Raw genomic sequence first — 22590 nt, forward strand, 5'->3', positions numbered from 1 at the left:
ATCCGGCGCACCGTCTACGCTTGCGATCGTGTCCGCAACCCCCACGCTCCCCGATCGTGCGCGCGCGGTCGCGGACTTCCTCGGACTGAGCAAGCCGCCGGGGTCGTCCGGCGACCAGCACGGTTCGGTGACGCGGCTGCACGCCAACGAGAAGGACCGCTACCCCGATCTGACCGCCGCCGAGAAGTCCTCGGTGCGCCGCATCGCGACCTTCGGCGGCGTCGGCGCCGTGCTCATCGCCTTCGGCGCGCTCGGCGTGGGCGCCTTCCCCGTGGTGCAGAACCCGATCGCCGGCCGGCGCGTGCTGGGCCTGATGTTCCGGATGCAGTCCACGGCGCTCACCGTGACGATGGTGGGCACCGCGATGCTGATGATCGCGTGGGTACTACTGCGCCGCTACACCGTCGGCTACCTGGTCCCCGGCGCGCACCGCGATCCCGCACCCACCCGCCGGCTCACCCGGCCCGCCTTCGACCGCATCCTCGCACTGTGGGTGCTCCCCTTCCTGTTCGCGCCCCCGATGTTCAGCAAGGACGTGTACTCGTACCTGGCGCAGTCGGAGATCACGGCCCGCGGCCTGGACCCGTACAAGATCGGCCCCGCAGCGGCCCTGGGCATCGACCACGTCTTCACCCGGTCGGTCCCCAACATCTGGCGCGACACCCCCGCGCCGTACGGGCCGCTGTTCCTCTACCTCGGCCGCGGCATCACCTACCTGACCGGTGAGAACATCGTCGCCGGTGTGGTGCTACACCGCATGCTCGCGCTGGCCGGCGTCGCCATGATCGTGTGGGCGCTCCCCCGCCTGGCCCGCCGCTGCGGCGTCAGCGAGGTCGCGGCGCTCTGGCTCGGTGCGGCGAATCCACTGGTGATCTTCCACCTCATCGCGGGCATCCACAACGAAGCGCTCATGCTCGGCATGATGCTCGTCGGCATGGAGTGGGCGCTGCGCGCGATCTCCTCCGGGCTGCAGTTCGTGGACGGTGTCAAACCCACGTCCACCGGCTGGCTGCTCACCGCCGGTGCCGCGACGATCGCCGCATCGGGCCTGATCAAGATCACCTCGGTGCTGGCTCTGGGCTTCATCGGCATGGCTCTCACCCGCCGGCTGGGCGGCAGCTTCCCCGATATCGGCGGCCGGCTCGGCGGGTGGCGGCAGGCGCTCGCCGACTTCCGTCCCCACGCCAAACGCACCTTCGGCGCGCTCGCCGTGTCCGCGGTGTACCTCGGCGTGATCCTGGTGATCGTGGTGGTCGTGGTGTGCCAATCCACCGGACTCGGCTACGGCTGGCTCGACGCGGGCACCCTGGGCACCGCCAACAAGGTCCGGTCGTGGATGTCGATCCCCACCGTGCTCGGCCTCGGCACCGGGCAGGTGGGCGTGCTGCTCGGGCTCGGCGATCACACCACCGCGATCCTCGCGATCACGCGGCCGATCGCCGCCGCGGTGGGCGCCCTCATCGTGCTGCGGATGCTGATCGCCACACTGTCCGGACGGATCCTCCCGGTGGGCGCACTGGGCATCTCGATGGGCGCGCTCGTCCTGCTGTTCCCCGTGGTGCAGCCCTGGTACCTGCTGTGGGCCATCGTCCCGCTGGCCGCCTGGGCCACCGCACCGGGATTCCGCCTCGCGGCGGTCATCGTCTCGAGTGTGATCTCCGTGATGCTCATGCCCAACGGCGGCGAGATCGAGCCCTACGTGATCGCCAAGGCCGGTATGACCACCGTGGTCGTGGTGGCGCTCGCGGTCTATCTGACCTTCGAACTGCCCCGCGACCGCGCGCGGCGCCGGGCCGCCCGTCCAGTACGCTGACCTTCCGTGCCAGCACTGTCCGCGATCGACGTCACCAAGCGCTTCGGCGACGTCGTCGCCGTCGACGGACTGAGCCTGACCCTCGATGAGGGCAGCGTCCTCGCCCTGCTCGGACCGAACGGCGCCGGCAAGACCACGACGGTCGAGATGTGCGAGGGCTTCGGCTCCCCCGACTCCGGCACGATCCGGGTCCTCGGCCTCGACCCCGTCGCCGACGCCGACCGCCTCAAGCCCCGGATCGGCGTGATGCTCCAGGGCGGCGGCGCCTACCCCGGCGCCAAAGCCGGCGAGATGCTGCGCCTCGTGGCCGCCTACTCGGCGAACCCGCTCGACCCCGACTGGCTGCTGTCCACCCTCGGCCTCTCCGACGTGGTCGGCGTCAGCTACCGCCGGCTGTCCGGGGGCCAGCAGCAGCGCCTCGCCCTCGCCTGCGCCCTCGTCGGCCGCCCCGAACTCGTCTTCCTCGACGAGCCCACCGCGGGCCTCGACGCCCAGGCCCGACTGCTGGTCTGGGACCTCATCGCCGCGCTGCGCCGCGACGGGGTCTCGGTACTGCTCACCACCCACCTGCTCGACGAGGCCGAGGCTCTCGCCGACCGGGTCGTCATCGTCGACCGCGGCCGCGCGGTGGCCGACGGTACGCCGGAGGAACTGACCCGGGCCGGGGCCGAACACGAACTGCGAGTCACGGCACCGTCGGGCCTGAGCGCCGACGGACTGGCCGCCCGGCTGGGCACGGGCTTCGCGGTGACCGTGCACGACGGTGAGCCGAACGATCGCGCGGTGTACGTGGTGCGCGGCGCCGAGGTGACGCCGGCCGTGATCGCCGCCGCCACGGCCTTCTGCGCCGACCACGACGCCCTCATCTCCGATCTGCGGGTGGGTACCCGGAGCCTGCAGGACGTCTTCCTCGATCTCACCGGCCGCGACCTGAGGGGATGACGTGACCTCGACCGACTCCCGGTTCACCCCCGGAACCTTCGCCCCGGCCCCGCGGCCCGCCGCACCGGCCGCGATGATCGCCGCGCAGACGCGGATGGAGCTCACGCTGCTGCTCCGCAACGGCGAGCAGCTGCTGCTCACGATGTTCATCCCGATCGCGCTGCTCGTGGGTCTGACGGTGCTGCCCATCGGCGACGACGTGCTCACCATCGACACGCTGGTCCCGGCGATCATGGCAGTGGCCGTGATGTCGACGGCGTTCACCGGGCAGGCCATCGCCGTGGGCTTCGATCGGCGCTACGGCGCCCTCAAGCGACTCGGCGCCACCCCGCTGCCCACCTGGGGCGTGATCGCCGGCAAGACGCTGGCCGTGGTGATCGTGGTCGGTCTGCAGGCGACGATCCTGGGCGCGATCGGTTTCGCCCTCGGCTGGCGGCCCGACCCGCTCGGCCTGGTGATCGGCGCCGGCGCGATGGCCGTGGGCGTCTTCGCCTTCGCCTCGCTCGGCTTGCTCCTGGGCGGCACGCTCAAGGCCGAAGTGGTCCTCGCCCTGGCGAATCTGCTGTGGTTCGTGGGATCGGCGATCGGATCGCTCGTGGTGGTCGACCGGCACCTGCCGGACGTCGTCGTCCTGCTCGCACGACTGTCCCCGTCGGGCGCCTTGACCGAGGCACTGATCCGCGCCACCACCGGCGGCGGCTTCGATCTCTTCGGGATCGCCGTACTCCTGGTGTGGGGCGTGCTGGGCTCGACCGCCGCGGTCCGGCTGTTCCGGTTCACGGGATAGGCCCCACCGTGCCCGCCTGGCTGTTCGTCCTGTTCGGCGCCGGGTTCGTGCTGTACACCGACGATTACGTGATCGCCGGCATCCTCCCGGAGATCGCCACGGACCTCGGGGTCTCCGAGGGCCAAGCCGGGCAGCTCATCACCGCCTTCTCCCTCACCGTGGCCGTGGCCGCACCGGTCTCGGCGATCGCCTTCGCCCGCCTGCCCCGGCGGCGCCTGTTCGCGGGTGGCCTGCTCGTCTTCGTCGCGGCGAACGCGGCGGCCTCGTTCGCGACCAGCTTTCCTCTTCTCCTGGGCTTGCGGATCGTCGCGGCACTGGCCGCAGCATCGGTCACGCCGGCGCTGTTCGCCTTCGCCGCGCAGCACGCCCCACCGGACAGGTCCGGCCGCTACCTCGCCGTGGTCTCGCTCGGCGTGACCGGCTCGATCGCGGCGGGCGTCCCGATCGGCACCTGGATCGGCGGCACCGTCGGCTGGCAGGCGACCTTCGCCACGATGGCCGCCGCGGGCGCCGTCGTCCTGGTCGCGATGCTGGCCGTGCTGCCCCGGGACGAGGGCGGCTCGACACCGCCGCCCTTGGCCGAACAGTTCGCGACCCTGCGGAGCCGCCCGGTGGCGCTCGGCCTGGCCGCGAACTGGGCCCTGATGACCGGTTCGATGATGCTGTACACGTATCTGGCCCCGTATCTGGCGGCCACCACATCCGCCGGACTCGACGCCAGGACCCTGACCTTCGCGCTCTCGGGGATCGCCGGCGCGGTGGGGATCTGGCTCGGCGGATCGGCGGCCGACCGCTGGGGAGCGGACCGCGCCCTCGTGGTGGGCATCGGCGCGGTGGCCGCGTGCATGATCGCGCTGTGGTTGCTGTGGCTGGCGCGGCCGATGCCGTTCCCGCTGGTCCTGGTGGTGGCCACGGCCTGGGCCGGGTTCGCGTTCTGGAACACCCCGGTGATCCAGGCCCGGCTGTTCGCGCTCGCCGGGCCGGTGGCACCGCAGGCCCTCGCCCTCAACACCTCCGGCACCCATCTGGGCGTCGCCGCCGGTGGCGCCCTCGGCGGCACCCTGCTCGGCACCCTGGGCATCGGCGCGCTGCCGCTCGCCGCAGCGGTGGCGGCTCTGCTCTCCCTCGCGTTGATCGCCCGCGCCGACAGCACCTCCGACACTTTGTAGTAGACAGTGCGGCTCCCAGTACGATGAACGGCGTGTATCAGCTGTTCCTGCGCCTCGTCGACCGCCTGCCGATGCCCAGCATGCGGACGCAGCGGCGTCTCGCGCTCGCGGCACTGCTGTCCCAGGCGCTGATCGCCGTCACCGGGTCCGTGGTCCGGGTGACCGGCTCCGGCCTCGGCTGCCCCACCTGGCCCAAGTGCTTCGACGATTCCCTGCTGCCCATCCCGCAGCAGGACGTTCCGTGGTGGCATCAGGCGATCGAGTTCGGCAACCGGCAGATCGCGGTGTGGATCGTGGTCACCACGTCGATCGCGATCGTGCTGGCGGTGACCAGGGCGCGGCGGCGCAAGGAGATCCTGGTCTACGCGTGGATCCTGCCCTTCTCCACCTTCGCGCAGGGCATTCTCGGCGGTATCACCGTGCTCACCGGGCTGCGCTGGTGGGTGGTCGGCGCGCACATGCTGGTCTCCTGCGCCATGGTGTGGATCGCGGCCACGCTGTACGCCAAGGTCGCCGAGCCCGACGACGGCTCCGAGATCGAGGCCGCCCCCGCGGGCGCCCGCCGGCTGATCGCCGTCTCCGCCGTGGTGATGGCCTTCGTGCTGGCCGCGGGCGTGGTGGTCACCGCCGCCGGACCGCACGCGGGCGACCGCACCAATCCCAAGGCGATCGATCGGCTCGACGCGTCGATCCCCCTGCTGTCCCTGACGCACGGCCTGCTGGTCGCGCTGTACGTGGCGATCCTGATCGGCGCCGCGGTGCTCATCGCGCGCGGCCCGTCGTCGGAGGCGGTGCGCCGACGGCTGAAGATCGTCTTCGCGGTGGTCGCCGCGCAGTCGCTGATCGGTGTGGTCCAGTACTTCACCGGTGTTCCCGCGCTGCTGGTGGTGCTGCACGTCGCGGGCGCGATGTCGGTGATCGCCGAGACCGCGATCCTGTACCGCCTGATGTCGCCGCGGGTGGTGCGGGGCTCCGACCGCACGGGCGATATGCTGCCGGTATGAGCGATCAGGCCCCGTCGAACGTCGTCTCCCGCCTGAAGGCCTTCGCGGGCCGCCACGGCGGCGCCAAGGCCGTGCTGCAGAACATGGGCGAGGAGGGCGTGCGGATCACCCTCGTCGGCGAGGACGGTGTGATGGGCGATCAGATCGTCGCCAACGAGGCGCAGGCGCGCGACGCCGCCGAGAGGGCCGGCATCGACACCTCGGAGTGGGACCGCGAGCTGGTCTCGAAGGCGACCACCGAGCAGGGCCACCACGCCCGGATGGCCGGCTACCGCGCTCTGGGCACCAGATAGCGCACTAGCTTCGGGCGCGGTCGTACTGCGCCAGGATCACCCCGATGTCGAACACCCGGTGGTCGGTCAGCGTCCAGCGCCGCGGCGCGAAGCCGTCCTGGAACAAGGGGATGCCGTCGCCGGCGGTCACCGGGTAGATCTTCGTCACCAGGCGGTCGATCTGATCGGCCAGCGTGCCCGCGAGCTTCGCGCCGCCGCACAGCCAGATGTCGCCGCCCTCCTCCGCTTTCAGTGCGCGCATGTGCGCCACGGGGTCGTCGGCCACGATCTCCACGGCGGGATGGTCGGCCTGATTCAGCGTCGAGGAGTAGACGATCGTGCGCAGGTGCGCGTAGGGGTCGGCGATGCCCATGTCGATCGCGGGCTGGAAGGTTCCGCGGCCCATCACCACGGTGTCCCACTTGGTGCGCGGCGGGGTGATCCCGAGCGCCTCGTGCAGCCCGGTGGGCAGCCCGTCGGACCACTCCTCGTTCATCTGCCGCGAGTACTCGTCGTCGACGGGGTAGAAGTCGTATTCCCCTCGGGGACCTGCGATTCGGCCGTCCAGGCTGACGGCGACGTAGTACACCAGTGAGCGCATGCGTCTCACCCTACGGGCGGCCCGGGAATAGCTCGGCGGGTTCGGGGTTGAAAGTCACATGCGTGCGATCACTGTGAGCGAACACGGCGGCCCCGAGGTCCTGCACTACGGCGAGGCGCCGGATCCGGCGCCCGGTCCGGGACAGGTGCTGGTGCGCACGTCCGCCATCGGCGTCAACTTCATCGACACCTACTTCCGCGAGGGCATGTATCCCACTGCCCTGCCGTACATCCCGGGCAGCGAGGGCTCCGGCACCGTGGTGGCGGTGGGCGAGGGCGTCGCAGACCGCGCGATCGGTGATGTGGTCGCCTGGAGCGATGCGCCGGGCTCGTACGCCGAACTGGTGACGGTTGCTGCCGAGCGCACCGTGGTGGTGCCCGACGGGGTCGCACCCGAGGTCGCGGCGTCGGTCCTGCTGCAGGGCATGACGGCGCACTACCTGACCCACGACTCCTACCCCGTGCAGGCGGGCGACACCGTGCTGGTGCATGCGGGTGCCGGCGGTACCGGCCTGCTGGTGACCCAGTTCGCGGCCGCGCGCGGTGCCCGCGTGATCACCACCGTCTCGACCGACGAGAAGGAGCGGCTCTCGCGGGACGCCGGGGCGTGGGAGGTGCTGCGGTACGACGAGGACATCGCCGCACGGGCGCGCGAGCTCACGGGCGGCGAGGGCGTCGCCGCGGTGTACGACGGTGTCGGCAAAGACACCTTCGAGGCCTCGCTCGCGGCAGTGCGGCGGCGCGGCATCGTGGTGCTGTTCGGTGCCGCGAGCGGCCCGGTGCCACCCTTCGACTTGCAGCGCCTGAACCCGCTCGGTTCGCTCTACGTGCAGCGGCCGAGCCTGGGCGCGTACGTGGCCACGCCGGAGGAGTTCGCGCGGCGCAGCCGCGCCGTGCTCGACGGCCTGCACGACGGTTCGCTGCGGTTCCGCGTGGGCGCCACCTACCCGCTGGCCGAGGCGTCGCGGGCGCACATCGATCTGCAGGCGCGCCGCACCACGGGTTCGGTGGCGCTGCTGCCCTGACCGATATGTAAGCGGCGCAAACACTGAGGTAGATTGTCTCCATGACCACGACGGGCACCTATCACCACGGCGACCTTCCCGGCACGCTCGTCAACGCCGCCGTCGAACTCCTCGACGAGGAGGGCGGCGCGAACGACCTGTCGCTGCGGGCGGTGGCACGGCGTGCCGGGGTCTCCACCGCCGCCCCCTATCGCCACTTCCCCGACCGCAACGCCCTGATCTCAGCGGTCGCCGCCGTCGGCTATCGGGAACTGGCCGCGACACTCGCGGCGGCGTCACCGGAACCGTCGACGCCCGAGGACCTCGCCGATATCGCGGTGGCGTACGTGAACTTCGCCCTGCACCGCACCGGCCTGTTCCGGGCGATGTTCGCCGAGCCCTGCGGCACCGATCCCGATCGGGTCGAGGCGGTCGAGATGATCACCGCGTACCTCAATCACATCGTCTCGCAGACGCTTCCCTCCGAGGACGCCGACAACACCGCCACCGCCGTTTGGGCGCTCGTGCACGGCCTGGCCTTCCTGCACCTGGACGGCAAGCTCGACTCCTCCTCCCCCGCGGAGGTCGACCGCCGCGTCCGCGCGACGGTGCGCGCCGCCCTGCAGCCGCATTCCTGAGGACGCGTCGACAGTCGCTCCGGGTGACTTGTCACACCCCTCGGCCATGCTCGGTCACATGACAACGACGGGACCGCACGCGAATCTTCTGGACGGCTGGACCGACCTGTGGAACGGGCAGCTGGATAGTGCGGCGGTGATCTGCGCGGACCATGTGTCCATCCGTTTCGGCGGCGCCGCGATCGGAACCGTCGGGGATCGCGTGGATTCCCCACAGGCGCTGGCCGACCTGATCGGGGCGTTCCGCGAACCACGGCCGGGTCTGACCTATTCCATCGTGGAAGCGCACACCACCGATTCCTGGGGGCACTGCGTGTGGGATGCGCGCGTGGGCGACCGCCACGTCGGCGGGGTCGATACCTTCGACTTCGTCGCGGGTCGGATCGTGCGGGTGCGCTCGGTGACCGGCGAACGGCCGATGTCCGGGTGATACGGCGGCGCCGTCAGCGCGCGGCGAACTCCGGCAGGCCCGGACCGTCGAGCTCGGCGAGGTAGGCGTCCCTGCCGGTGAGCGCCATGATCAGCGCGATCGTCGGACCGCTCACCTCGGGTCCGTCACCGACGGCGAAGTCGGTGTCGGTCGCGCGCAGCCGCAGGCCATTCGCCCGGGTCGCGGACGGCAGCATCAGATCGGAGCCCGCGTAGAAGCGTGCGACCCGGTCGAGGGCCTCGGCGGGGTAGGCGCGGACGATCCCGAGCGGGCGACGGATGTCCTCGCCGTGCACGATCGACTCCCCCAGCATCGCGACCACCGGTATCGGCGCCTTGGTGCGACTGGTCTCGACGGCGCGGAACTGCCGCAGGGTGTCGGCGGGGTCGTCGCCGAGCCGCTTCGCCAGCCGTTGCGCGACATTGGCGTCGAAGTCGAACCGGTTCCGCAGCACGCCCGCGAACCAGACGACCGGATTGTCGGACGCGCCGGCGGTGATGTGGGCGAGCACCTCGCGCACCGTCAGGCCCGCGCACAGCGACGGGGTGTCCCACTGGTCGTCGGTCAGTCCGGCGAGATCGGCGGCGAGTGCCGCCCGTTCGGCGAAGATCAGCGGCCACACGGCGCGATCGGCGGCGGCCACGGCGACCTACAGGCCCAGCAGGTGGCCGACGGTCGGGAAGTTGAGGATCGAGTCCACCGACAGCGCGCAGAACAGCACGGCGAGGTAGTTGTTCGACTGCAGGAACACCTTGAGCGGCTTGATCTCCTGGCCTGCCTTGGTCTGCTTGTACAGCTTGTGCACCGCGTACAGGAACCAGGCACCGCACAGTGCGGCGGCCACGGCGTACACGACACCGGCGGCGGGGATCAGCACCAGCGTGGTGATCACAGTGGCCCAGGTGTACCAGACCATCTGCCGCGCGACGGTGGTCTCCGGCGCCACCACCGGCAGCATCGGGACGCCCGCGGCCTTGTAATCCTCGCGGTAGCGCATGGCCAGCGCCCAGGTGTGCGGCGGCGTCCAGAAGAAGATCACCATGAACAGCACGATCGCGGGCCACTGGATCGTGCCCGTCGCCGCGGCCCAGCCCACCAGGGTGGGCATGCAGCCGGCTGCGCCGCCCCACACCACGTTCTGGCTGGTGCGCCGCTTGAGCAGCATGGTGTAGACGAAGAGGTAGAAGGCGATGGTGGCCAGCACCAGCCACGCGGCCAGCGGGTTGGCCATCACGCTCAGCCAGGCGAACGAGGCCGCGGCCAGCGCCAGGCCGAAGATCAGTGCGTGCCGGGTGGGCACCGCCTGGCGCGCGAGCGGCCGCCGCTCGGTGCGCTTCATCTTCTTGTCGATATCGGCGTCGGCCACCATGTTCAGGGTGTTGGCCGATGCGGCGCCCAGCCATCCGCCGAACAGGGTCGACAGGATGAGCGGCAGGTTCACGTGGCCGCGATCGGCGAGCAGCATCACCGGGATGGTGGCCACGAGCAGCAGCTCGATCACCTTGGGCTTGGTGAGGGCGATGTAGGCCAGCACCGTCTGCACGACCCGGCCGAAGATGGTCTTGGGCACGCCCACGGCCTCGGCGCGAGCGCTGGGGGTGTTGGTCCCGTGCCCGCCCTTGAAAACCATCGGCACCCGATCTCTCCTGACACGCCCGGGGCTGAACCGAGCTCGCTGCGCGCTGCGCGCGCCTTCCATACCGATCACGACGATCGCCGGATCGACTACTACAGGCCATGGTAGTCCTCCGCGCCGGACTGACCGAATCCAGGCGGGGAGAGGAGCCGTTTCCGCAGACCGTGCAGCACCGCCGAGTAGGGTTCACACTGAGGGTGCCTCGACCGGTGCGAGGAACTGCGCGGTGCCGTGCAGTGTCGAAAGCCACCGTGCGATCAGCACCCCGTGCACGTACGCCCACGACCAGGAGAACCCGCCCGCCGTGACCAGCACCGCCGAGATCCAAGCCCTCACCACCCCGCATCACCCCGCCGACTGGACCGATCTCGACACCCGCGCGGTCGACACCGCCCGAGTGCTCGCCGCCGACGCCGTGCAGAAGGTGGGCAATGGCCACCCCGGCACCGCGATGAGCCTCGCTCCCCTGGCGTACACCCTGTTCCAGAAGGTGATGGTGCACGACCCGTCGGACACCCACTGGATCGGTCGCGACCGGTTCGTCCTGTCCTGCGGCCACTCCAGCCTCACCCTGTACCTGCAGCTCTACTTGGGCGGCTTCGGCCTGGAGCTCAGCGATATCGAGGCGCTGCGCACCGAGGGCTCGCTCACCCCGGGCCACCCGGAGTACCGGCACACCAAGGGCGTCGAGATCACGACCGGCCCGCTGGGCCAGGGCCTCGCCTCCGCGGTCGGCATGGCGATGGCCTCGCGCTACGAGCGCGGCCTGTTCGACCCCGAGACCGCGCCGGGCCAGAGCCCCTTCGATCACTTCATCTACGTGATCGCCTCCGACGGTGACATCGAGGAGGGCGTCACCTCCGAGGCCAGCTCGCTCGCCGGCACCCAGCAGCTGGGCAACCTGATCCTGTTCTACGACGACAACAAGATCTCGATCGAGCACAACACGGACATCGCGCTGTCCGAGGACGTCGCGAAGCGCTACGAGGCGTACGGCTGGCACGTGCAGTACGTCGAGGGCGGCGAGAACGTCACGGCGATCGAGGAGGCCACCGCGGCCGCCAAGGCGGTCACGGACAAGCCCTCGATCATCATCGTGCGCACCGTCATCGGCTTCCCCGCGCCGAACAAGATGAACACCGGCGGCGTGCACGGCTCGGCCCTGGGCGCCGACGAGGTGGCCGCGGTCAAGGAGATCCTGGGCTTCGACCCGGCGAAGAGCTTCGACGTGGCCCCCGAGGTGCTCGCGCACTCGCGGGAACTGGTGGGGCGCGGCCAGGCCGAGCACGAGGCGTGGAACGCGAAGTTCGGCGCGTGGGCGGCCGCCAACCCCGAGCGCAAGGCCCTGCTGGACCGGCTCGAGGCCAAGGCCCTGCCCGCCGGTTGGGACGCCGAGCTGCCGACCTGGTCCGTGGGCGATAAGGACGTGGCGACCCGCGCCGCGTCCGGCGCCTTCCTCGCGGCCGCCGGCCAGACGCTGCCCGAGCTGTGGGGCGGCTCGGCCGACCTCGCGGGCTCGAACAACACCACGATCAAGGGCGCCGACTCCTTCGGCCCCACGTCGATCTCGACCGAGGACTGGAACGCGCAGCCCTACGGCCGCACCCTGCACTTCGGTATCCGCGAGCACGCGATGGGGTCGATCCTCAACGGCATCGTGCTGCACGGCCCGACGCGTCCCTACGCGGGCACGTTCCTGCAGTTCGCCGACTACATGCGTCCCGCGGTGCGCCTCGCGGCCCTGATGGACATCGACCCGATCTACGTCTGGACGCACGACTCGATCGGCCTCGGCGAGGACGGCCCCACGCACCAGCCGGTCGAGCACCTCGCCGCGCTGCGCGCCATCCCGGGCCTCAACGTGGTCCGCCCGGCCGATGCGAACGAGACCGTCGCCGCGTGGAAGGCGACCCTGGAGCGCACGGGCGGCAACGGCCCCACCGGCCTCATCCTGACCCGGCAGAACGTGCCGATCCTCGCGGGCACGTCCGCCGAGGGCGTCGCGCGCGGCGGCTACGTCCTCCAGGACACCGAGGGCACCCCCGATGTGCTGCTCATCGGCACCGGCTCGGAGGTGCAGTTGGCGGTGCGGGGCGCGGAGCTGCTGGCCGCGAAGGGCATCAAGGCCCGCGTCGTGTCGATGCCCTCGGTGGAGTGGTTCCACGCCCAGGACCAGGCCTACCAGGACAGCGTGCTGCCGCCCTCGGTGAAGGCTCGCGTCGCGGTCGAGGCGGGCATCGCGCAGTCGTGGTGGCGCATCGTCGGCGGCTTCGGCGAGGTCGTCTCGCTCGAGCACTTCGGCGAGTCGGCGCCCGACAAGGTCCTGTTCACCAAGTACGGATTCACCGGCGAGAACGTGGCCCAGAAGGCCGAGCAGTCCCTCGCCAACCTGAAGGGATAAGCACACATGGCTCAGAACCCGAATCTCGCCGCGCTCTACGAGGCCGGCGTCTCCGTCTGGCTCGACGACCTGTCGCGGAGCCTCATCGGCAGCGGAAAGCTCAAGGAGCTCACCGAGACCGACTCCGTCACCGGCGTCACCACCAACCCGGCCATCTTCCAGGCCGCGCTGTCGAAGGGCACCGAGTACGCGGCGCAGGTGGCCGAGCTCGCGGCCCGCGGTGCCGATGTCGACCAGACGATCCGCACGGTGACCACCGACGACGTGCGCGCGGCGTGCGATGTGCTGGCCCCCGTCTTCGAGAAGACCGGCGGCGTCGACGGCCGGGTGTCGATCGAGGTCGACCCGCGGCTGGCGCACGACACCGACGGCACGGTGGCCCAGGCCATCGAGCTGTGGAAGATCGTCGACCGGCCGAACACGCTGATCAAGATCCCCGCCACCATGGAGGGCCTGCCCGCGATCAGTCGCGTTCTCGCCGAGGGCATCTCGGTGAACGTGACCCTGATCTTCTCCGTCGAGCGGCACCGCCAGGTGATGGACGCCTACCTCGACGGCATCGAGGCCGCCGCCAAGAACGGCCACGACGTATCGAAGATCTACAGCGTCGCCTCGTTCTTCGTCTCGCGCGTGGACAGTGAGATCGACAAGCGGCTGGACGGCATCGGCACCGACGAGGCGCTGGCGCTGCGCGGGCAGGCCGGTCTGGCGAACGCCCGGCTCGCGTACGCGGCCTACGAGGAGGTGTTCGGCGGCGCGCGGTTCGCGAACATCGAGGGCGGCAACGTGCAGCGCCCGCTGTGGGCGTCGACCGGCGTGAAGAACCCGGACTACCCGGACACCCTGTACGTGGCCGGCCTGATCGCGCCGAACACCGTGAACACCATGCCCGGTGCCACGATGGCGGCCTTCGCCGATCACGGCGAGGTGGTCGACGGCACGATCATCGGGCAGGCGGAGGATTCGCTCCAGGTCTTCGAGAACCTGCAGGGCGTGGGCGTCGATCTCTCCGACGTCTTCGACCAGCTGGAGTCCGAGGGCGTGGAGAAGTTCGAGCAGGCCTGGCAGCAGTTGCTCGATGCGACGGCGGAGCAGCTCAAGGCCGAGGCCTAGCCACCGGATGACCTGGACGAACCCGCTCCGCGATCCGCGCGACCGTCGTCTGCCGCGGATCGCGGGGCCGTCCGCGCTGGTGATCTTCGGTGTGACCGGAGATCTGGCGCGCCGCAAGCTGATGCCCGCGGTGTACGACCTCGCCAACCGCGGGCTCCTGCCCCCGGGGTTCGCTCTCGTCGGCTTCGCCCGGCGGTCGTGGAGTCACGAGGACTTCAGCGAGATCGTGCGCAATGCGGTGAAGCAGAACTCCCGCACCGGGTTCCGACAGGAGGTCTGGGACCGCCTCGCCGAGGGGATCCGGTTCGTCCAGGGCGAGTTCGGCGACGATGCGGCCTTCGACCGGCTGGCGGGCACTCTGCGCGATCTCGACGAGACCCGTGGCACCGCCGGCAATCACGCCTTCTACCTGTCGGTCCCGCCCGACGCCTTCCCCACTGTGTGCGAGCAGCTCAAGCGGTCCGGCCTGGCCGACGGTGCGGGACCGGACAATCCAGATGACGGCTGGCGGCGGGTGGTGATCGAGAAGCCCTTCGGGCACGATCTCGAGTCCGCCAAGCAGCTCAACGCCGTGGTCAACGAGGTCTTCCCCGAGCAGTCGGTGTTCCGCATCGACCACTACCTCGGCAAGGAGACGGTGCAGAACATCCTGGCGCTGCGCTTCGCCAACCAGTTGTTCGAGCCGATGTGGAACAGCCACTACGTGGACCACGTGCAGATCACGATGGCCGAGGACATCGGCTTGGGCGGCCGCGCAGGCTATTACGACGGCATCGGCGCCGCCCGCGACGTGATCCAGAACCATCTGCTGCAGTTGATGGCGCTGGTCGCGATGGAGGAGCCCACCAGCTTCCGCCCCACCGAGCTGCAGTCGGAGAAGATCAAGGTGCTCTCGGCGACCTCGCTCGTGGAGCCGCTCGATGAGACCACCGCCCGCGGCCAGTACGGTCCCGGCTGGCAGGGCAGCGAGAAGGTCGTCGGCCTACTGCAGGAGGAGGGTTTCAGTCACACCTCCACCACGGAGACCTTCGCCGCCATCACCGTGGAGATCGCCTCCCGGCGGTGGGCGGGTGTGCCCTTCTACCTGCGCACCGGCAAGCGCCTGGGGCGCCGCGTCACCGAGATCGCGCTCGTCTTCAAGCGCGCGCCGCATCTCCCGTTCGACGACACGATGACCGAGGAGCTGGGCCACAACGCCCTGGTGATCCGGGTGCAGCCCGACGAGGGCGTCACGCTGCGGTTCGGCTCCAAGGTGCCGGGCGCCTCCATGGAGGTGCGCGATGTGAACATGGACTTCAGCTACGGCGAGGCCTTCACCGTGGCCTCCCCCGAGGCCTACGAGCGGCTCATCCTCGACGTCCTGCTGGGCGAGCCCTCCCTGTTCCCGGTCAACGACGAGGTCGAACTGTCCTGGCGCATCCTCGATCCCGCGCTGGCGCACTGGGCCGCGAACGGCAGCCCCGAGGAGTACGAGTCGGGAACCTGGGGTCCCGCGTCGGCCGACGCCATGCTGGCCCGCACCGGAAGGACGTGGCGCCGACCATGATTCTCGATCTCCCCGACACCTCCACGCAGGAGGTCTCCAAGAGCCTGGTGCGACTGCGCGAATCGGGCGGCGCGATCGCTCTGGGGCGCGTTCTCACGCTGATCATCTCGGCCGAGGAGGGCGAGTCCACGGAGAGTGCGATCGAGGCCACGAACGCCGCCTCGCGGGAGCACCCGTGCCGTGTGATCGTGCTCGCCCGCGGCTCCCGGACCGAGGCCACTCGGCTCGATGCGCAGATCCGCGTCGGCGGCGATGCCGGCGCCTCCGAGGTGGTCCTACTGCGCCTGTACGGCGAGATGGCCGATCACGGTGCCTCGGTGGTGGTTCCGTTCCTGCTTCCCGATACGCCGGTGGTGGCGTGGTGGCCGGGCGCGGCGCCGGCGGTCCCGGCGGAGGACCGGCTCGGGCGCCTCGCCTCGCGCCGGATCACCGACGCCACCTCGGCCGACGACGGCGTGGACGCGCTCCGTGCGCGGCTCGCGGGCTATCGGCCGGGCGATTCCGATCTCACCTGGTCGCGGATCACCCCGTGGCGTGCCCTGCTCGCCTCGGCGCTCGATCAGCCCCCGTACGAGGACGTGACCTCGGCCGAGGTCACGGGCCCGGCATCGAGTGCGGCCACCGATCTGTTGGCGGGCTGGCTGCACGCGCAGTTGGGCGTGCCGGTCTCCCGCCGGGTGGGCGGGTTCGGGGTGCGCCTCATCCGCCCCGGCGGCCCGTTGGCCCTGGAGTTCGACCAGAATTCGACGGCGGTGCTCACCCGCACGGGGCAGCCCGACGGGCGGGTCGCGGTGCGGCGGCGCGATGTGGCCGCGTGCTTGGCCGAGGAACTGCGTCGTCTCGACGACGACGTGATCTACGAGAAGGCGCTGGCCGGTGTGGCCGGCGTCGACCGAACGGAGGTGTCCGGGTGAGCGATTCCACCACTACGGTGCGCAGGTTCGACGATGCGGCAGCGCTCGTCGCGGCCGCCGCCGACGATGTGGCCGCCGTGATCGCGCAGGCGCAGGCCGATCGCGGTTTCGCGTCGATCGTGCTGACCGGCGGCAGCAACGGCAACGGCGTCGCCGCGGCCCTGCGGGACCGGCCGATCGACTGGTCGACCGTGGACGTCTTCTTCGGCGACGAGCGATTCGTGGCCGACCGGAGCGCCGACCGCAACGAACTGCAGACCCGAGGCCTGCTGCTGGACCATGTGCCGGTCGATCCCGACAACGTGTACCGCTTCCCCGCCGCCGACGAGTTCAGCGGCGATGCCACGCTGGCCGCCCAGGTGTACGCGCAGCGCTTGGCGCAGAACGCGACCCGTCGAGGCAACGCGGTTCCGGCGGGTGACGGCATCGTGCCGCAGTTCGACGTGCACCTGTTGGGCATGGGCGGCGAGGGCCACATCAACTCCCTCTTCCCGCACACGGACGCGGTCCGCGAGCGGAAGCTCCCGGTGGTTCCGGTGCACGATTCGCCGAAACCGCCGCCGAACCGGCTCACGCTCACGCTGCCCGCGGTCGGCGCTGCGCGCCGGGTATGGCTGCTGGTGTCCGGCGCCGAGAAGGCCGAGGCCGTGGCGGCCGGGGTCGGCGGCGCGAATCCCGACGACTGGCCCTGTGCCGGTGCGCACGGGTCCGAGGAGACGGTCTGGTATCTCGATCCGGCCGCCGCCTCGCAGCTCCCCTGATCAGCGCGCTGGAGCAGCCGGGGTGAGTGTCACCGCTGTTCGAGCACGATGGTCGGGACGCCCAGCGCGGGATCCTTGATCGTGGCGACGCGCGTGCCGGGTTTGGCCCCGCGGCGCACCTCGCTCACGGTGATGCCCTGATCGGTGAGTCGGCGGTGCGTCGCATCGGCGTCCGCAGTGCGCCAGGCGACGCCCCACAGCGCGTCGGGGCCGGACGGGTCGACATCGTCGCCCTCGGCGAGCACCACTTCCACGAGCAGGTCGCCCCGCCGGAAGAACAACTGATGCACGCCCCAGCTCTGCACGCGATCGAGGCGAAGGTCGAAATCGAGTCTCCCGCACAGTGTCGCGATGATGCGGTCGCGGTTCGGGGACGACAACACGAGGTGGTCCATGCCGGTGATCTCCGCGCCGGGGACGGCGGGGTACGGCCTTGTCGGGCCGACGAGTCCGAGGGTGAGTCCGTCGACGACGGCGGCTGCCCGGTCACCGTCCGGCCGGACGGGGAGACCACGGCGGTCGGCGAGACGCACGGCACCGTCGAGCACGTCGGCGGCCACGAGCACTCCCGAGGGTGTCCCGTCGGCGGAGAGGACGACGTCGAGACCGCCGACGGTGACGGCGTCGGCCTCGGTCGACGCCAGCAGTCGCGCGTGTGCGGCCCGGCTCTCCACGGGGACGTCGAGGATCAGCAGGTCACGGGACTCCGTTGTGCACACCTCACCATCGTGCCGTATCCGCTACTTCGCCTGGACCTCGCGGTTGGTCACCCAGGTGTCACCCGCCGCTTTGACCTCGGCGATGCCGAGGTCGACCGCGGCAGCTCCGATGTTGAAGGTGGGCTTGTCACCTGCGAGCCTGAATGCCGTGTTGATCACGGCTCCGTTGTCGAGTGCGGTCGTCGCTCTCGCCGCGACTCCGTCGATCCCCGCGCTCACGCGGCGCAGCGCCTGGGTGGCGTTGCCCAGCGAGCTGAGCTTGCCCGCCAAAGTCTCGAGCTTGCTCGTGAGCTTCTGCAGCATGCGCGCGAACTTCTGCCCGAGCATGGCCCCCTGCAGCAGAACCGAATTGGTGGCGGCGACCACTGAGGAGCCGGCCGTCGGGACGGACGCGGCTGCGGCTGCCGCCATCTTGGCGAGGGTCCATGCCAGGAACTTCGACAACTCGTCCCGGATCCAGTTCCGCACTTCGATGACCATCGCACCCGCGAAGCTGATCCCGGTCGCGGCGGACTTCGCCGAGTACGCCAGCGCGCTGGTCTCGACGGCGAGCTTGGCCGTCGAGGTCCGATAGGCGTCGGCATCGACGCCGGTGAAGCCCGATGCGGTGGCGGCGCCCGCCTCCTTCACCGACTTCGACACTTCGTCGAGCGGGAGTGCCACCTTCTGCTCCCACACCGTCTTCACCGCATTGATCGCCTCCTCGTCACCCGAGACGGCGTCCAAGGCCTCCTTCAGGACGGGGATGTGCTCGATGACCCAGCCGACGCCGGCGGCGGCGAACGACCCGATGGGATCGGTGACGACACCGTCGATCTTGAGCACGGTGTCGACGGCGCCGCCCACGGCCCCCAACCCGTTTCCGTCCACGACGGCCGAGCCCGCATCGAACACCGCTTCGGCGAGCGGCACTCCCGAGATCGATTCCTCGATCGATTCAGTGGTGCTCACTTCGAGCCCGCCTTCGTGACATCGGCGGCGCCCGTCCGGTCCGCGTCCACATCGGCCTCGATGTTCTTCACGAAGTCCCTCCGATGTTCCGCGTAGGACTCGCGGTACCGGGTGACACTCTCAGCGGTCTGCTGGAGCGTCTGGTTGACCATGGGTACGAGCCACGGGGCGAACAGCGCTCCGAAGTCCATGGCGCCGATCCTCGCTCCTGCGGCTGTCCCGGCCGCGTCGACCTTGTCCGCAGCGGCCGCGAGGGCCTTGGTGTGTGCGGCGGTCACCGCGGGATCGATGCAGCTCTCCGTCATGACTCCCCCAGAAACGGTTTCCACGCGTCGATGTCCGGGTAGTAGGTCGACGCGATCGAGTGGACCTCCCTGGCCGCGATCTTTTCGGCCAGGGAGGCCGCGGTCATGATCTCCGCGCTCAGAGCCTCCCCCGAGAGCTCTGTGGCACGCCCCCCGATCACCACCCCCGTGAGACGTCCCCCCATCCCGACGGTCACACGCACGTCGCCGCGCGCCGCCGTCCCGGTGCCCGATACCCGGGCCAATCGCTCACGAACCTCGTCCGCCTGCTCGTACGCCGCATCCGCTTGCGCGACGTACGAACCGACCTGCGGTACGTCTGCCAACTCGTCCCCCCGATCTCGTTGGATTTCCTCCCGCATCAATTGGACGCACCATCACGGCGATCGGTTCCCCTCCGACTTCATAATTTCGAAAGACCTCTGATTTCGCAGGTCAGACCCATGCGCGCCACGCGCGGTGTCGCGCGATGGCCGCACCGATCAGCACGCAGATCAGCCAGATCGTGAGGGCGGCGACCACGGCGCCGAGCGCCTGGTGCAGGTGGTCCATCCCTTGCGCGCCGGGAGTGCGACGGTGCACCGCACCCAGGCCCGGCAGCCGTCGACGCCCCTCGTCGGCGGGGAGCAGCACCCACAGCACCAGGTAGGGAACGCCCATCGATGCGAGCCGCAGCACCGTGGTGCGCACCTCACGGCGGCCGTTCCACAGACCGCGCGGTCCGACCCGGGCCACGGGGAAGGCGGTCGCGAGGATCGAACAGACACCGAGCCACACCAGGACCTGCACGCTGACGGAGGCCATGGCGAACGGGACGAGGACGGGGCGGTCGCTCAGGATCACCAGAACGGCGGTCGCGATCAGCAGCGGCGCACCGAGAGCGACGAAGAGCGTCACGTTCCGCACGACCACCAGGGCGACGCACTTCCCGTAGCGATGCGGTTCGCCGGCCTGACGCCGCGCCTGGTCGGCGAACATGTTGGTGGTCGCGGAATCGGCGAGCACGAAGGTCACGAAGTAGACGATGATCACCGAGATCTTGTTGCGATCGGTGTACTCCAGCGGCGAGAACAGGATCCAGCCGAAGGCCAGCAGAAGGTTCACCGCGAGACCGGTACCGATCCGCGGCAACGCCCTCAGCTCGCGCCGCGACACCCGGCGAAGGGCGGCGCGGCCGCTCGCGACCGTCTGCACTCCTCGATGATAGGCGCGGATTGAATGCCTCTCACCTGGAGCTTCATCAGGAACATGCACCCGTGCTTGTTTCCGCTCGCGGCGGTCTGCTTAGGTGTAGGACAGCAACCCTCCGCAGATCCGACTGCAGAAAGGTGGTCTTCCATGGCCGCACGCCGCCGCTCGAGCTGGATGAACGACGAGCTCGACGCCCTCCGCGACCTCGCGGACAAGTTCCTCGCCAAGGAGCTCACCCCCAACATCGAGAAGTTCGCCGAACAGCACCACGTCGATCGCGACCTCTGGAACAAGGCCGGCGAGCTGGGCCTGCTGTGCCTGTCGATCCCCGAGGAGTACGGCGGCGGTGGCGGCGACTTCCGGCACGAGGCCGTGCTCATCGCGGCGCAGGCGCAGGCCGTCGACACCAGCTGGGGCGTCTCGCTGCACAACGGCATCGTGGCGCACTACATCCTCGCGTACGGCACCGAGGAGCAGAAGCAGACGTGGCTGCCCAAGATGGCCTCCGGCGAGGCCGTCGGCGCCATCGCGATGACCGAGCCCGGCACCGGCTCGGATCTGCAGAGCGTGAAGACGCGCGCCATCAAGACCGGCGACGAGTACGTGATCAACGGCAGCAAGACCTTCATCACCAACGGCCAGCAGGCCGACATCGTGGTGCTGGTCTGCAAGACCAACCCCGACGAGGGCGCCGCGGGCATCTCGCTGATCCTGGTGGAGGCCGACCGCGAGGGCTTCCGCAAGGGCAACATCCTCAACAAGATCGGCCAGAAGGGCCAGGACACCTCGGAGCTCTTCTTCGACGACGTCCACGTGCCCGTCGCGAATCTGCTCGGCACCGAAGAAGGCCAGGGCTTCTACCAGCTCATGCAGCAGTTGCCGCAGGAGCGCCTCATCATCGGCCAGGCGTGCGTGTCCGGCATGGAGGTCATCTTCGAAGAGACGTTGCGCTACACCAAGGAGCGGGAAGCCTTCGGCCGCCCCGTCTTCGGCTTCCAGAACACCAAGTTCAAGCTCGCCGAGGTGCACACCGAGACCACGATCGCCCGCATCTTCGTGGACGACTGCATCTCCAAGCACATCAAGGGTGAGCTCGACATCCCGACAGTCGCGATGGCGAAGTGGTGGACCTCGGACCGCGCCCAGCACGCGGCCAGCGAGATGATGCAGCTGTTCGGCGGCTACGGCTACATGGCCGAGTACCCCGCCGCGCGCTTCTTCGTGGACAACCGCGTGAACATGATCTACGCCGGCACCAATGAGATCATGAAGGAAATCATCGCCCGCACCCTCTGACCGGGCTGATCTGCGCACGAAGGCGCCGCGACGGAACCGTCGCGGCGCCTTCGTCGTCCGGTATCGGCGGACCTCAGCGGGTGATGGGCGTCATCGGCCGCTGCACCGCGGGGATCGCGAGGGCGAGGACACCCCGGACGATGCCCTTGAAGACATCGACATTGTCGAAGTAGTCGCGCCACAAGACGATCCGGCCGTCGACGATGTCGAACCGGCCGCACACCCAGAACCGCACGTGCAGTGGGCCGACGCGCAGTTCGTCGATCCGCTCGGTGAGCACCGTGCCGCCCTCGGCGGCGCTGGAGGTGAGTTCGACGCCGAAGCCCAGGCCGGGTTTCGCGAGCAGTTTCACCACGCGCCCCGCCTGATTCCGGCCGCGCAAGGTGGGCAGGCCGACATTCGTGTAGACCACGTTCTCGTTGAAGGCGGCGAGCGCATCGTCGACGCGCGCATCCGCGAGGTCGGCGAGGAACTTGCGCACCGTCGCCTGATCGTCCAGGACAGCAACCTCAGTCATGGTTCGACGGTACCCCGCGGTTCAGTGGCCGTCCTCCTCCCGGAGGAGGAGAAAGAAGAACGGGTTCTGCAGGCCGCGCAGGTCCATCACTCCCAGCAGGGTGCGCTCGTCCACCCGCCGGAAGTGATCGTTGATGGGCAACGCGTCGTACGACATGGTGGCGGTGGGCACGCCGCGGTACTCGATCATCCGCAGCCGCGCCTTCGGTGAACGAGTGCGCCGCAATGCGATCGCCACCCTCCCGAGCGCCGCGACCGGGCGCAGCCGCAGCAGCGGGCTCGCCCGCACCATGGCCCCGAGCGGTAGGCCCGCGGGATTGGTGCTGAACAGGCCTCGGCGACCGCCGAAGACGAGCGGATGGGCCTCGTCGGGCGAGTCGAATCGCTTGCCCTGCCAGCCGTACACCTCGAGCAGGCCGTCCATCGGGTTGCCGGTGGGCAGCCCCGCGCCGCGCCAGCTCCCGATCATCTCCTCGACCCGGACCGGTGGCAGCGAATCGTAGAGGGCCAAGGCCTCGTCGAGGGTGGCGCCGGCCTGCAACCGGCGCAGGACGGCGGGCGCGTCGTTCTCGGTCACGCGGG

At 70.1% G+C, this 22590-nt stretch carries 26 protein-coding genes; 15 read left to right on the forward strand and 11 right to left on the reverse strand.

Going from position 1 to position 22590, the window contains the following annotated elements:
* Nucleotides 1–85 precede the first annotated feature (85 nt).
* The 6 genes from mptB to TTY48_RS00715 are packed head-to-tail and all read left to right on the forward strand — an operon-like array spanning nucleotide 86 to nucleotide 6008.
* The gene (mptB, locus tag TTY48_RS00690) at nucleotides 86–1813 is read left to right on the forward strand and encodes a polyprenol phosphomannose-dependent alpha 1,6 mannosyltransferase MptB (protein WP_374758695.1); all 1728 of its coding nucleotides are present in this window, start codon (nucleotides 86–88) and stop codon (nucleotides 1811–1813) included.
* 6 nt (nucleotides 1814–1819) lie between these two features.
* Complete coding sequence (locus TTY48_RS00695; protein ID WP_220655682.1) at nucleotides 1820–2755, forward strand: ABC transporter ATP-binding protein; 936 nt, start codon at nucleotides 1820–1822, stop codon at nucleotides 2753–2755.
* A 1-nt stretch (nucleotide 2756) separates the two neighbouring features.
* Nucleotides 2757–3542: an ABC transporter permease gene (locus TTY48_RS00700; RefSeq protein ID WP_220655683.1), complete on the forward strand. Its 786-nt coding sequence runs from the start codon at nucleotides 2757–2759 to the stop codon at nucleotides 3540–3542.
* An 8-nt stretch (nucleotides 3543–3550) separates the two neighbouring features.
* Complete coding sequence (locus tag TTY48_RS00705; RefSeq protein ID WP_220655684.1) at nucleotides 3551–4711, forward strand: MFS transporter; 1161 nt, start codon at nucleotides 3551–3553, stop codon at nucleotides 4709–4711.
* Nucleotides 4712–4734: 23 nt separating this feature from the next.
* The gene (locus TTY48_RS00710) at nucleotides 4735–5715 is read left to right on the forward strand and encodes a heme A synthase (protein WP_220655685.1); all 981 of its coding nucleotides are present in this window, start codon (nucleotides 4735–4737) and stop codon (nucleotides 5713–5715) included.
* Nucleotides 5712–6008 (forward strand): hypothetical protein, encoded by a 297-nt coding sequence (locus TTY48_RS00715; RefSeq protein ID WP_220655686.1) that lies wholly within the window; start codon nucleotides 5712–5714, stop codon nucleotides 6006–6008. Before TTY48_RS00710 ends, TTY48_RS00715 begins: the two co-directional genes overlap by 4 nt.
* A 4-nt stretch (nucleotides 6009–6012) precedes the next feature.
* On the opposite strand, the gene TTY48_RS00720 is transcribed toward TTY48_RS00715, so the two are convergent.
* Complete coding sequence (locus TTY48_RS00720; RefSeq protein ID WP_220655687.1) at nucleotides 6013–6588, reverse strand: dihydrofolate reductase family protein; 576 nt, start codon at nucleotides 6586–6588, stop codon at nucleotides 6013–6015.
* Nucleotides 6589–6646: 58 nt separating this feature from the next.
* On the opposite strand from TTY48_RS00720, the gene TTY48_RS00725 reads away from it, so the two are divergent.
* The 3 genes from TTY48_RS00725 to TTY48_RS00735 are packed head-to-tail and all read left to right on the forward strand — an operon-like array spanning nucleotide 6647 to nucleotide 8659.
* Nucleotides 6647–7612 carry a quinone oxidoreductase gene (locus TTY48_RS00725; RefSeq protein ID WP_220655688.1) on the forward strand — a complete coding sequence of 322 codons (966 nt, stop codon included), beginning with the start codon at nucleotides 6647–6649 and terminating at the stop codon, nucleotides 7610–7612.
* A 41-nt stretch (nucleotides 7613–7653) separates the two neighbouring features.
* Complete coding sequence (locus TTY48_RS00730; protein ID WP_220655689.1) at nucleotides 7654–8229, forward strand: TetR/AcrR family transcriptional regulator; 576 nt, start codon at nucleotides 7654–7656, stop codon at nucleotides 8227–8229.
* 46 nt (nucleotides 8230–8275) lie between these two features.
* The gene (locus TTY48_RS00735) at nucleotides 8276–8659 is read left to right on the forward strand and encodes a hypothetical protein (protein WP_220655690.1); all 384 of its coding nucleotides are present in this window, start codon (nucleotides 8276–8278) and stop codon (nucleotides 8657–8659) included.
* Nucleotides 8660–8672: 13 nt separating this feature from the next.
* On the opposite strand, the gene TTY48_RS00740 is transcribed toward TTY48_RS00735, so the two are convergent.
* From TTY48_RS00740 to TTY48_RS21210, 3 genes are all read right to left on the reverse strand, one after another.
* Nucleotides 8673–9302: a maleylpyruvate isomerase family mycothiol-dependent enzyme gene (locus tag TTY48_RS00740; protein WP_255585446.1), complete on the reverse strand. Its 630-nt coding sequence runs from the start codon at nucleotides 9300–9302 to the stop codon at nucleotides 8673–8675.
* Nucleotides 9303–9308: 6 nt separating this feature from the next.
* Complete coding sequence (locus tag TTY48_RS00745) at nucleotides 9309–10289, reverse strand: heme o synthase (RefSeq protein WP_374758696.1); 981 nt, start codon at nucleotides 10287–10289, stop codon at nucleotides 9309–9311.
* Between the two features lie 192 nt (nucleotides 10290–10481).
* On the reverse strand, nucleotides 10482–10610 hold the full coding sequence (locus tag TTY48_RS21210; RefSeq protein ID WP_255585447.1) for a hypothetical protein: 129 nt from the start codon (nucleotides 10608–10610) through the stop codon (nucleotides 10482–10484).
* Here TTY48_RS21210 and tkt point away from each other — a divergent pair.
* From tkt to pgl, 5 genes are read left to right on the forward strand one after another with little or no spacing between them, the layout of a single operon-like run.
* Nucleotides 10600–12696, forward strand: coding sequence for a transketolase (tkt, locus tag TTY48_RS00750; RefSeq protein ID WP_220655692.1), 2097 nt, complete (start codon nucleotides 10600–10602; stop codon nucleotides 12694–12696). The genes TTY48_RS21210 and tkt overlap by 11 nt on opposite strands.
* A gap of 6 nt (nucleotides 12697–12702) precedes the next feature.
* The gene (gene tal, locus TTY48_RS00755; RefSeq protein ID WP_220655693.1) at nucleotides 12703–13809 is read left to right on the forward strand and encodes a transaldolase; all 1107 of its coding nucleotides are present in this window, start codon (nucleotides 12703–12705) and stop codon (nucleotides 13807–13809) included.
* Between the two features lie 7 nt (nucleotides 13810–13816).
* Nucleotides 13817–15355, forward strand: coding sequence for a glucose-6-phosphate dehydrogenase (gene zwf, locus TTY48_RS00760; RefSeq protein WP_220655694.1), 1539 nt, complete (start codon nucleotides 13817–13819; stop codon nucleotides 15353–15355).
* Entirely contained in the window at nucleotides 15352–16269 is a 918-nt protein-coding gene (locus TTY48_RS00765) for a glucose-6-phosphate dehydrogenase assembly protein OpcA (RefSeq protein ID WP_220655695.1), read from the forward strand. The genes zwf and TTY48_RS00765 overlap by 4 nt, the downstream gene beginning before the upstream one ends.
* The gene (gene pgl / locus TTY48_RS00770) at nucleotides 16266–17030 is read left to right on the forward strand and encodes a 6-phosphogluconolactonase (RefSeq protein ID WP_220655696.1); all 765 of its coding nucleotides are present in this window, start codon (nucleotides 16266–16268) and stop codon (nucleotides 17028–17030) included. Before TTY48_RS00765 ends, pgl begins: the two co-directional genes overlap by 4 nt.
* 29 nt (nucleotides 17031–17059) lie before the next feature.
* Here pgl and TTY48_RS00775 read toward each other — a convergent pair whose 3' ends face one another.
* The 5 genes from TTY48_RS00775 to TTY48_RS00795 form a co-directional block, all read right to left on the reverse strand.
* The gene (locus TTY48_RS00775) at nucleotides 17060–17749 is read right to left on the reverse strand and encodes a VOC family protein (RefSeq protein ID WP_220655697.1); all 690 of its coding nucleotides are present in this window, start codon (nucleotides 17747–17749) and stop codon (nucleotides 17060–17062) included.
* Between the two features lie 21 nt (nucleotides 17750–17770).
* On the reverse strand, nucleotides 17771–18700 hold the full coding sequence (locus TTY48_RS00780) for a hypothetical protein (protein WP_220655698.1): 930 nt from the start codon (nucleotides 18698–18700) through the stop codon (nucleotides 17771–17773).
* Nucleotides 18697–19005 (reverse strand): hypothetical protein, encoded by a 309-nt coding sequence (locus TTY48_RS00785; protein ID WP_220655699.1) that lies wholly within the window; start codon nucleotides 19003–19005, stop codon nucleotides 18697–18699. Before TTY48_RS00785 ends, TTY48_RS00780 begins: the two co-directional genes overlap by 4 nt.
* Nucleotides 19002–19331: a YbaB/EbfC family nucleoid-associated protein gene (locus tag TTY48_RS00790; RefSeq protein WP_220655700.1), complete on the reverse strand. Its 330-nt coding sequence runs from the start codon at nucleotides 19329–19331 to the stop codon at nucleotides 19002–19004. The genes TTY48_RS00785 and TTY48_RS00790 overlap by 4 nt, the downstream gene beginning before the upstream one ends.
* Nucleotides 19332–19440: 109 nt before the next feature.
* Nucleotides 19441–20199 (reverse strand): hypothetical protein, encoded by a 759-nt coding sequence (locus tag TTY48_RS00795; protein WP_220655701.1) that lies wholly within the window; start codon nucleotides 20197–20199, stop codon nucleotides 19441–19443.
* Between the two features lie 144 nt (nucleotides 20200–20343).
* On the opposite strand from TTY48_RS00795, the gene TTY48_RS00800 reads away from it, so the two are divergent.
* Nucleotides 20344–21492: an acyl-CoA dehydrogenase family protein gene (locus tag TTY48_RS00800; protein WP_220655702.1), complete on the forward strand. Its 1149-nt coding sequence runs from the start codon at nucleotides 20344–20346 to the stop codon at nucleotides 21490–21492.
* A 73-nt stretch (nucleotides 21493–21565) separates the two neighbouring features.
* On the opposite strand, the gene TTY48_RS00805 is transcribed toward TTY48_RS00800, so the two are convergent.
* Together TTY48_RS00805 and TTY48_RS00810 are read right to left on the reverse strand one after the other, a co-directional pair.
* Nucleotides 21566–22009 (reverse strand): limonene-1,2-epoxide hydrolase family protein, encoded by a 444-nt coding sequence (locus tag TTY48_RS00805; protein ID WP_220655703.1) that lies wholly within the window; start codon nucleotides 22007–22009, stop codon nucleotides 21566–21568.
* Between the two features lie 21 nt (nucleotides 22010–22030).
* On the reverse strand, nucleotides 22031–22585 hold the full coding sequence (locus tag TTY48_RS00810) for a DUF4334 domain-containing protein (protein WP_220655704.1): 555 nt from the start codon (nucleotides 22583–22585) through the stop codon (nucleotides 22031–22033).
* Nucleotides 22586–22590 lie beyond the last annotated feature (5 nt).

The organism is Tsukamurella sp. TY48, from assembly GCF_019656655.1.
Classification (GTDB): Bacteria; Actinomycetota; Actinomycetes; order Mycobacteriales; family Mycobacteriaceae; genus Tsukamurella; species Tsukamurella strandjordii.

What these genes read in the sequence shown, in the direction of transcription:
- TTY48_RS00710 (WP_220655685.1), top strand. Translation starts at nt 4,735, where the DNA reads ATGAACGGCGTGTATCAGCTGTTCCTGCGCCTCGTCGACCGCCTGCCG.
- TTY48_RS00715 (WP_220655686.1), top strand. Translation starts at nt 5,712, where the DNA reads ATGAGCGATCAGGCCCCGTCGAACGTCGTCTCCCGCCTGAAGGCCTTC.
- TTY48_RS00720 (WP_220655687.1), bottom strand. Translation starts at nt 6,588, where the DNA reads ATGCGCTCACTGGTGTACTACGTCGCCGTCAGCCTGGACGGCCGAATC.
- TTY48_RS00725 (WP_220655688.1), top strand. Translation starts at nt 6,647, where the DNA reads ATGCGTGCGATCACTGTGAGCGAACACGGCGGCCCCGAGGTCCTGCAC.
- TTY48_RS00730 (WP_220655689.1), top strand. Translation starts at nt 7,654, where the DNA reads ATGACCACGACGGGCACCTATCACCACGGCGACCTTCCCGGCACGCTC.
- TTY48_RS00735 (WP_220655690.1), top strand. Translation starts at nt 8,276, where the DNA reads ATGCTCGGTCACATGACAACGACGGGACCGCACGCGAATCTTCTGGAC.
- TTY48_RS00745 (WP_374758696.1), bottom strand. Translation starts at nt 10,289, where the DNA reads ATGGTTTTCAAGGGCGGGCACGGGACCAACACCCCCAGCGCTCGCGCC.
- tal (WP_220655693.1), top strand. Translation starts at nt 12,703, where the DNA reads ATGGCTCAGAACCCGAATCTCGCCGCGCTCTACGAGGCCGGCGTCTCC.
- zwf (WP_220655694.1), top strand. Translation starts at nt 13,817, where the DNA reads ATGACCTGGACGAACCCGCTCCGCGATCCGCGCGACCGTCGTCTGCCG.
- TTY48_RS00765 (WP_220655695.1), top strand. Translation starts at nt 15,352, where the DNA reads ATGATTCTCGATCTCCCCGACACCTCCACGCAGGAGGTCTCCAAGAGC.
- TTY48_RS00785 (WP_220655699.1), bottom strand. Translation starts at nt 19,005, where the DNA reads ATGACGGAGAGCTGCATCGATCCCGCGGTGACCGCCGCACACACCAAG.
- TTY48_RS00800 (WP_220655702.1), top strand. Translation starts at nt 20,344, where the DNA reads ATGGCCGCACGCCGCCGCTCGAGCTGGATGAACGACGAGCTCGACGCC.
- TTY48_RS00805 (WP_220655703.1), bottom strand. Translation starts at nt 22,009, where the DNA reads ATGACTGAGGTTGCTGTCCTGGACGATCAGGCGACGGTGCGCAAGTTC.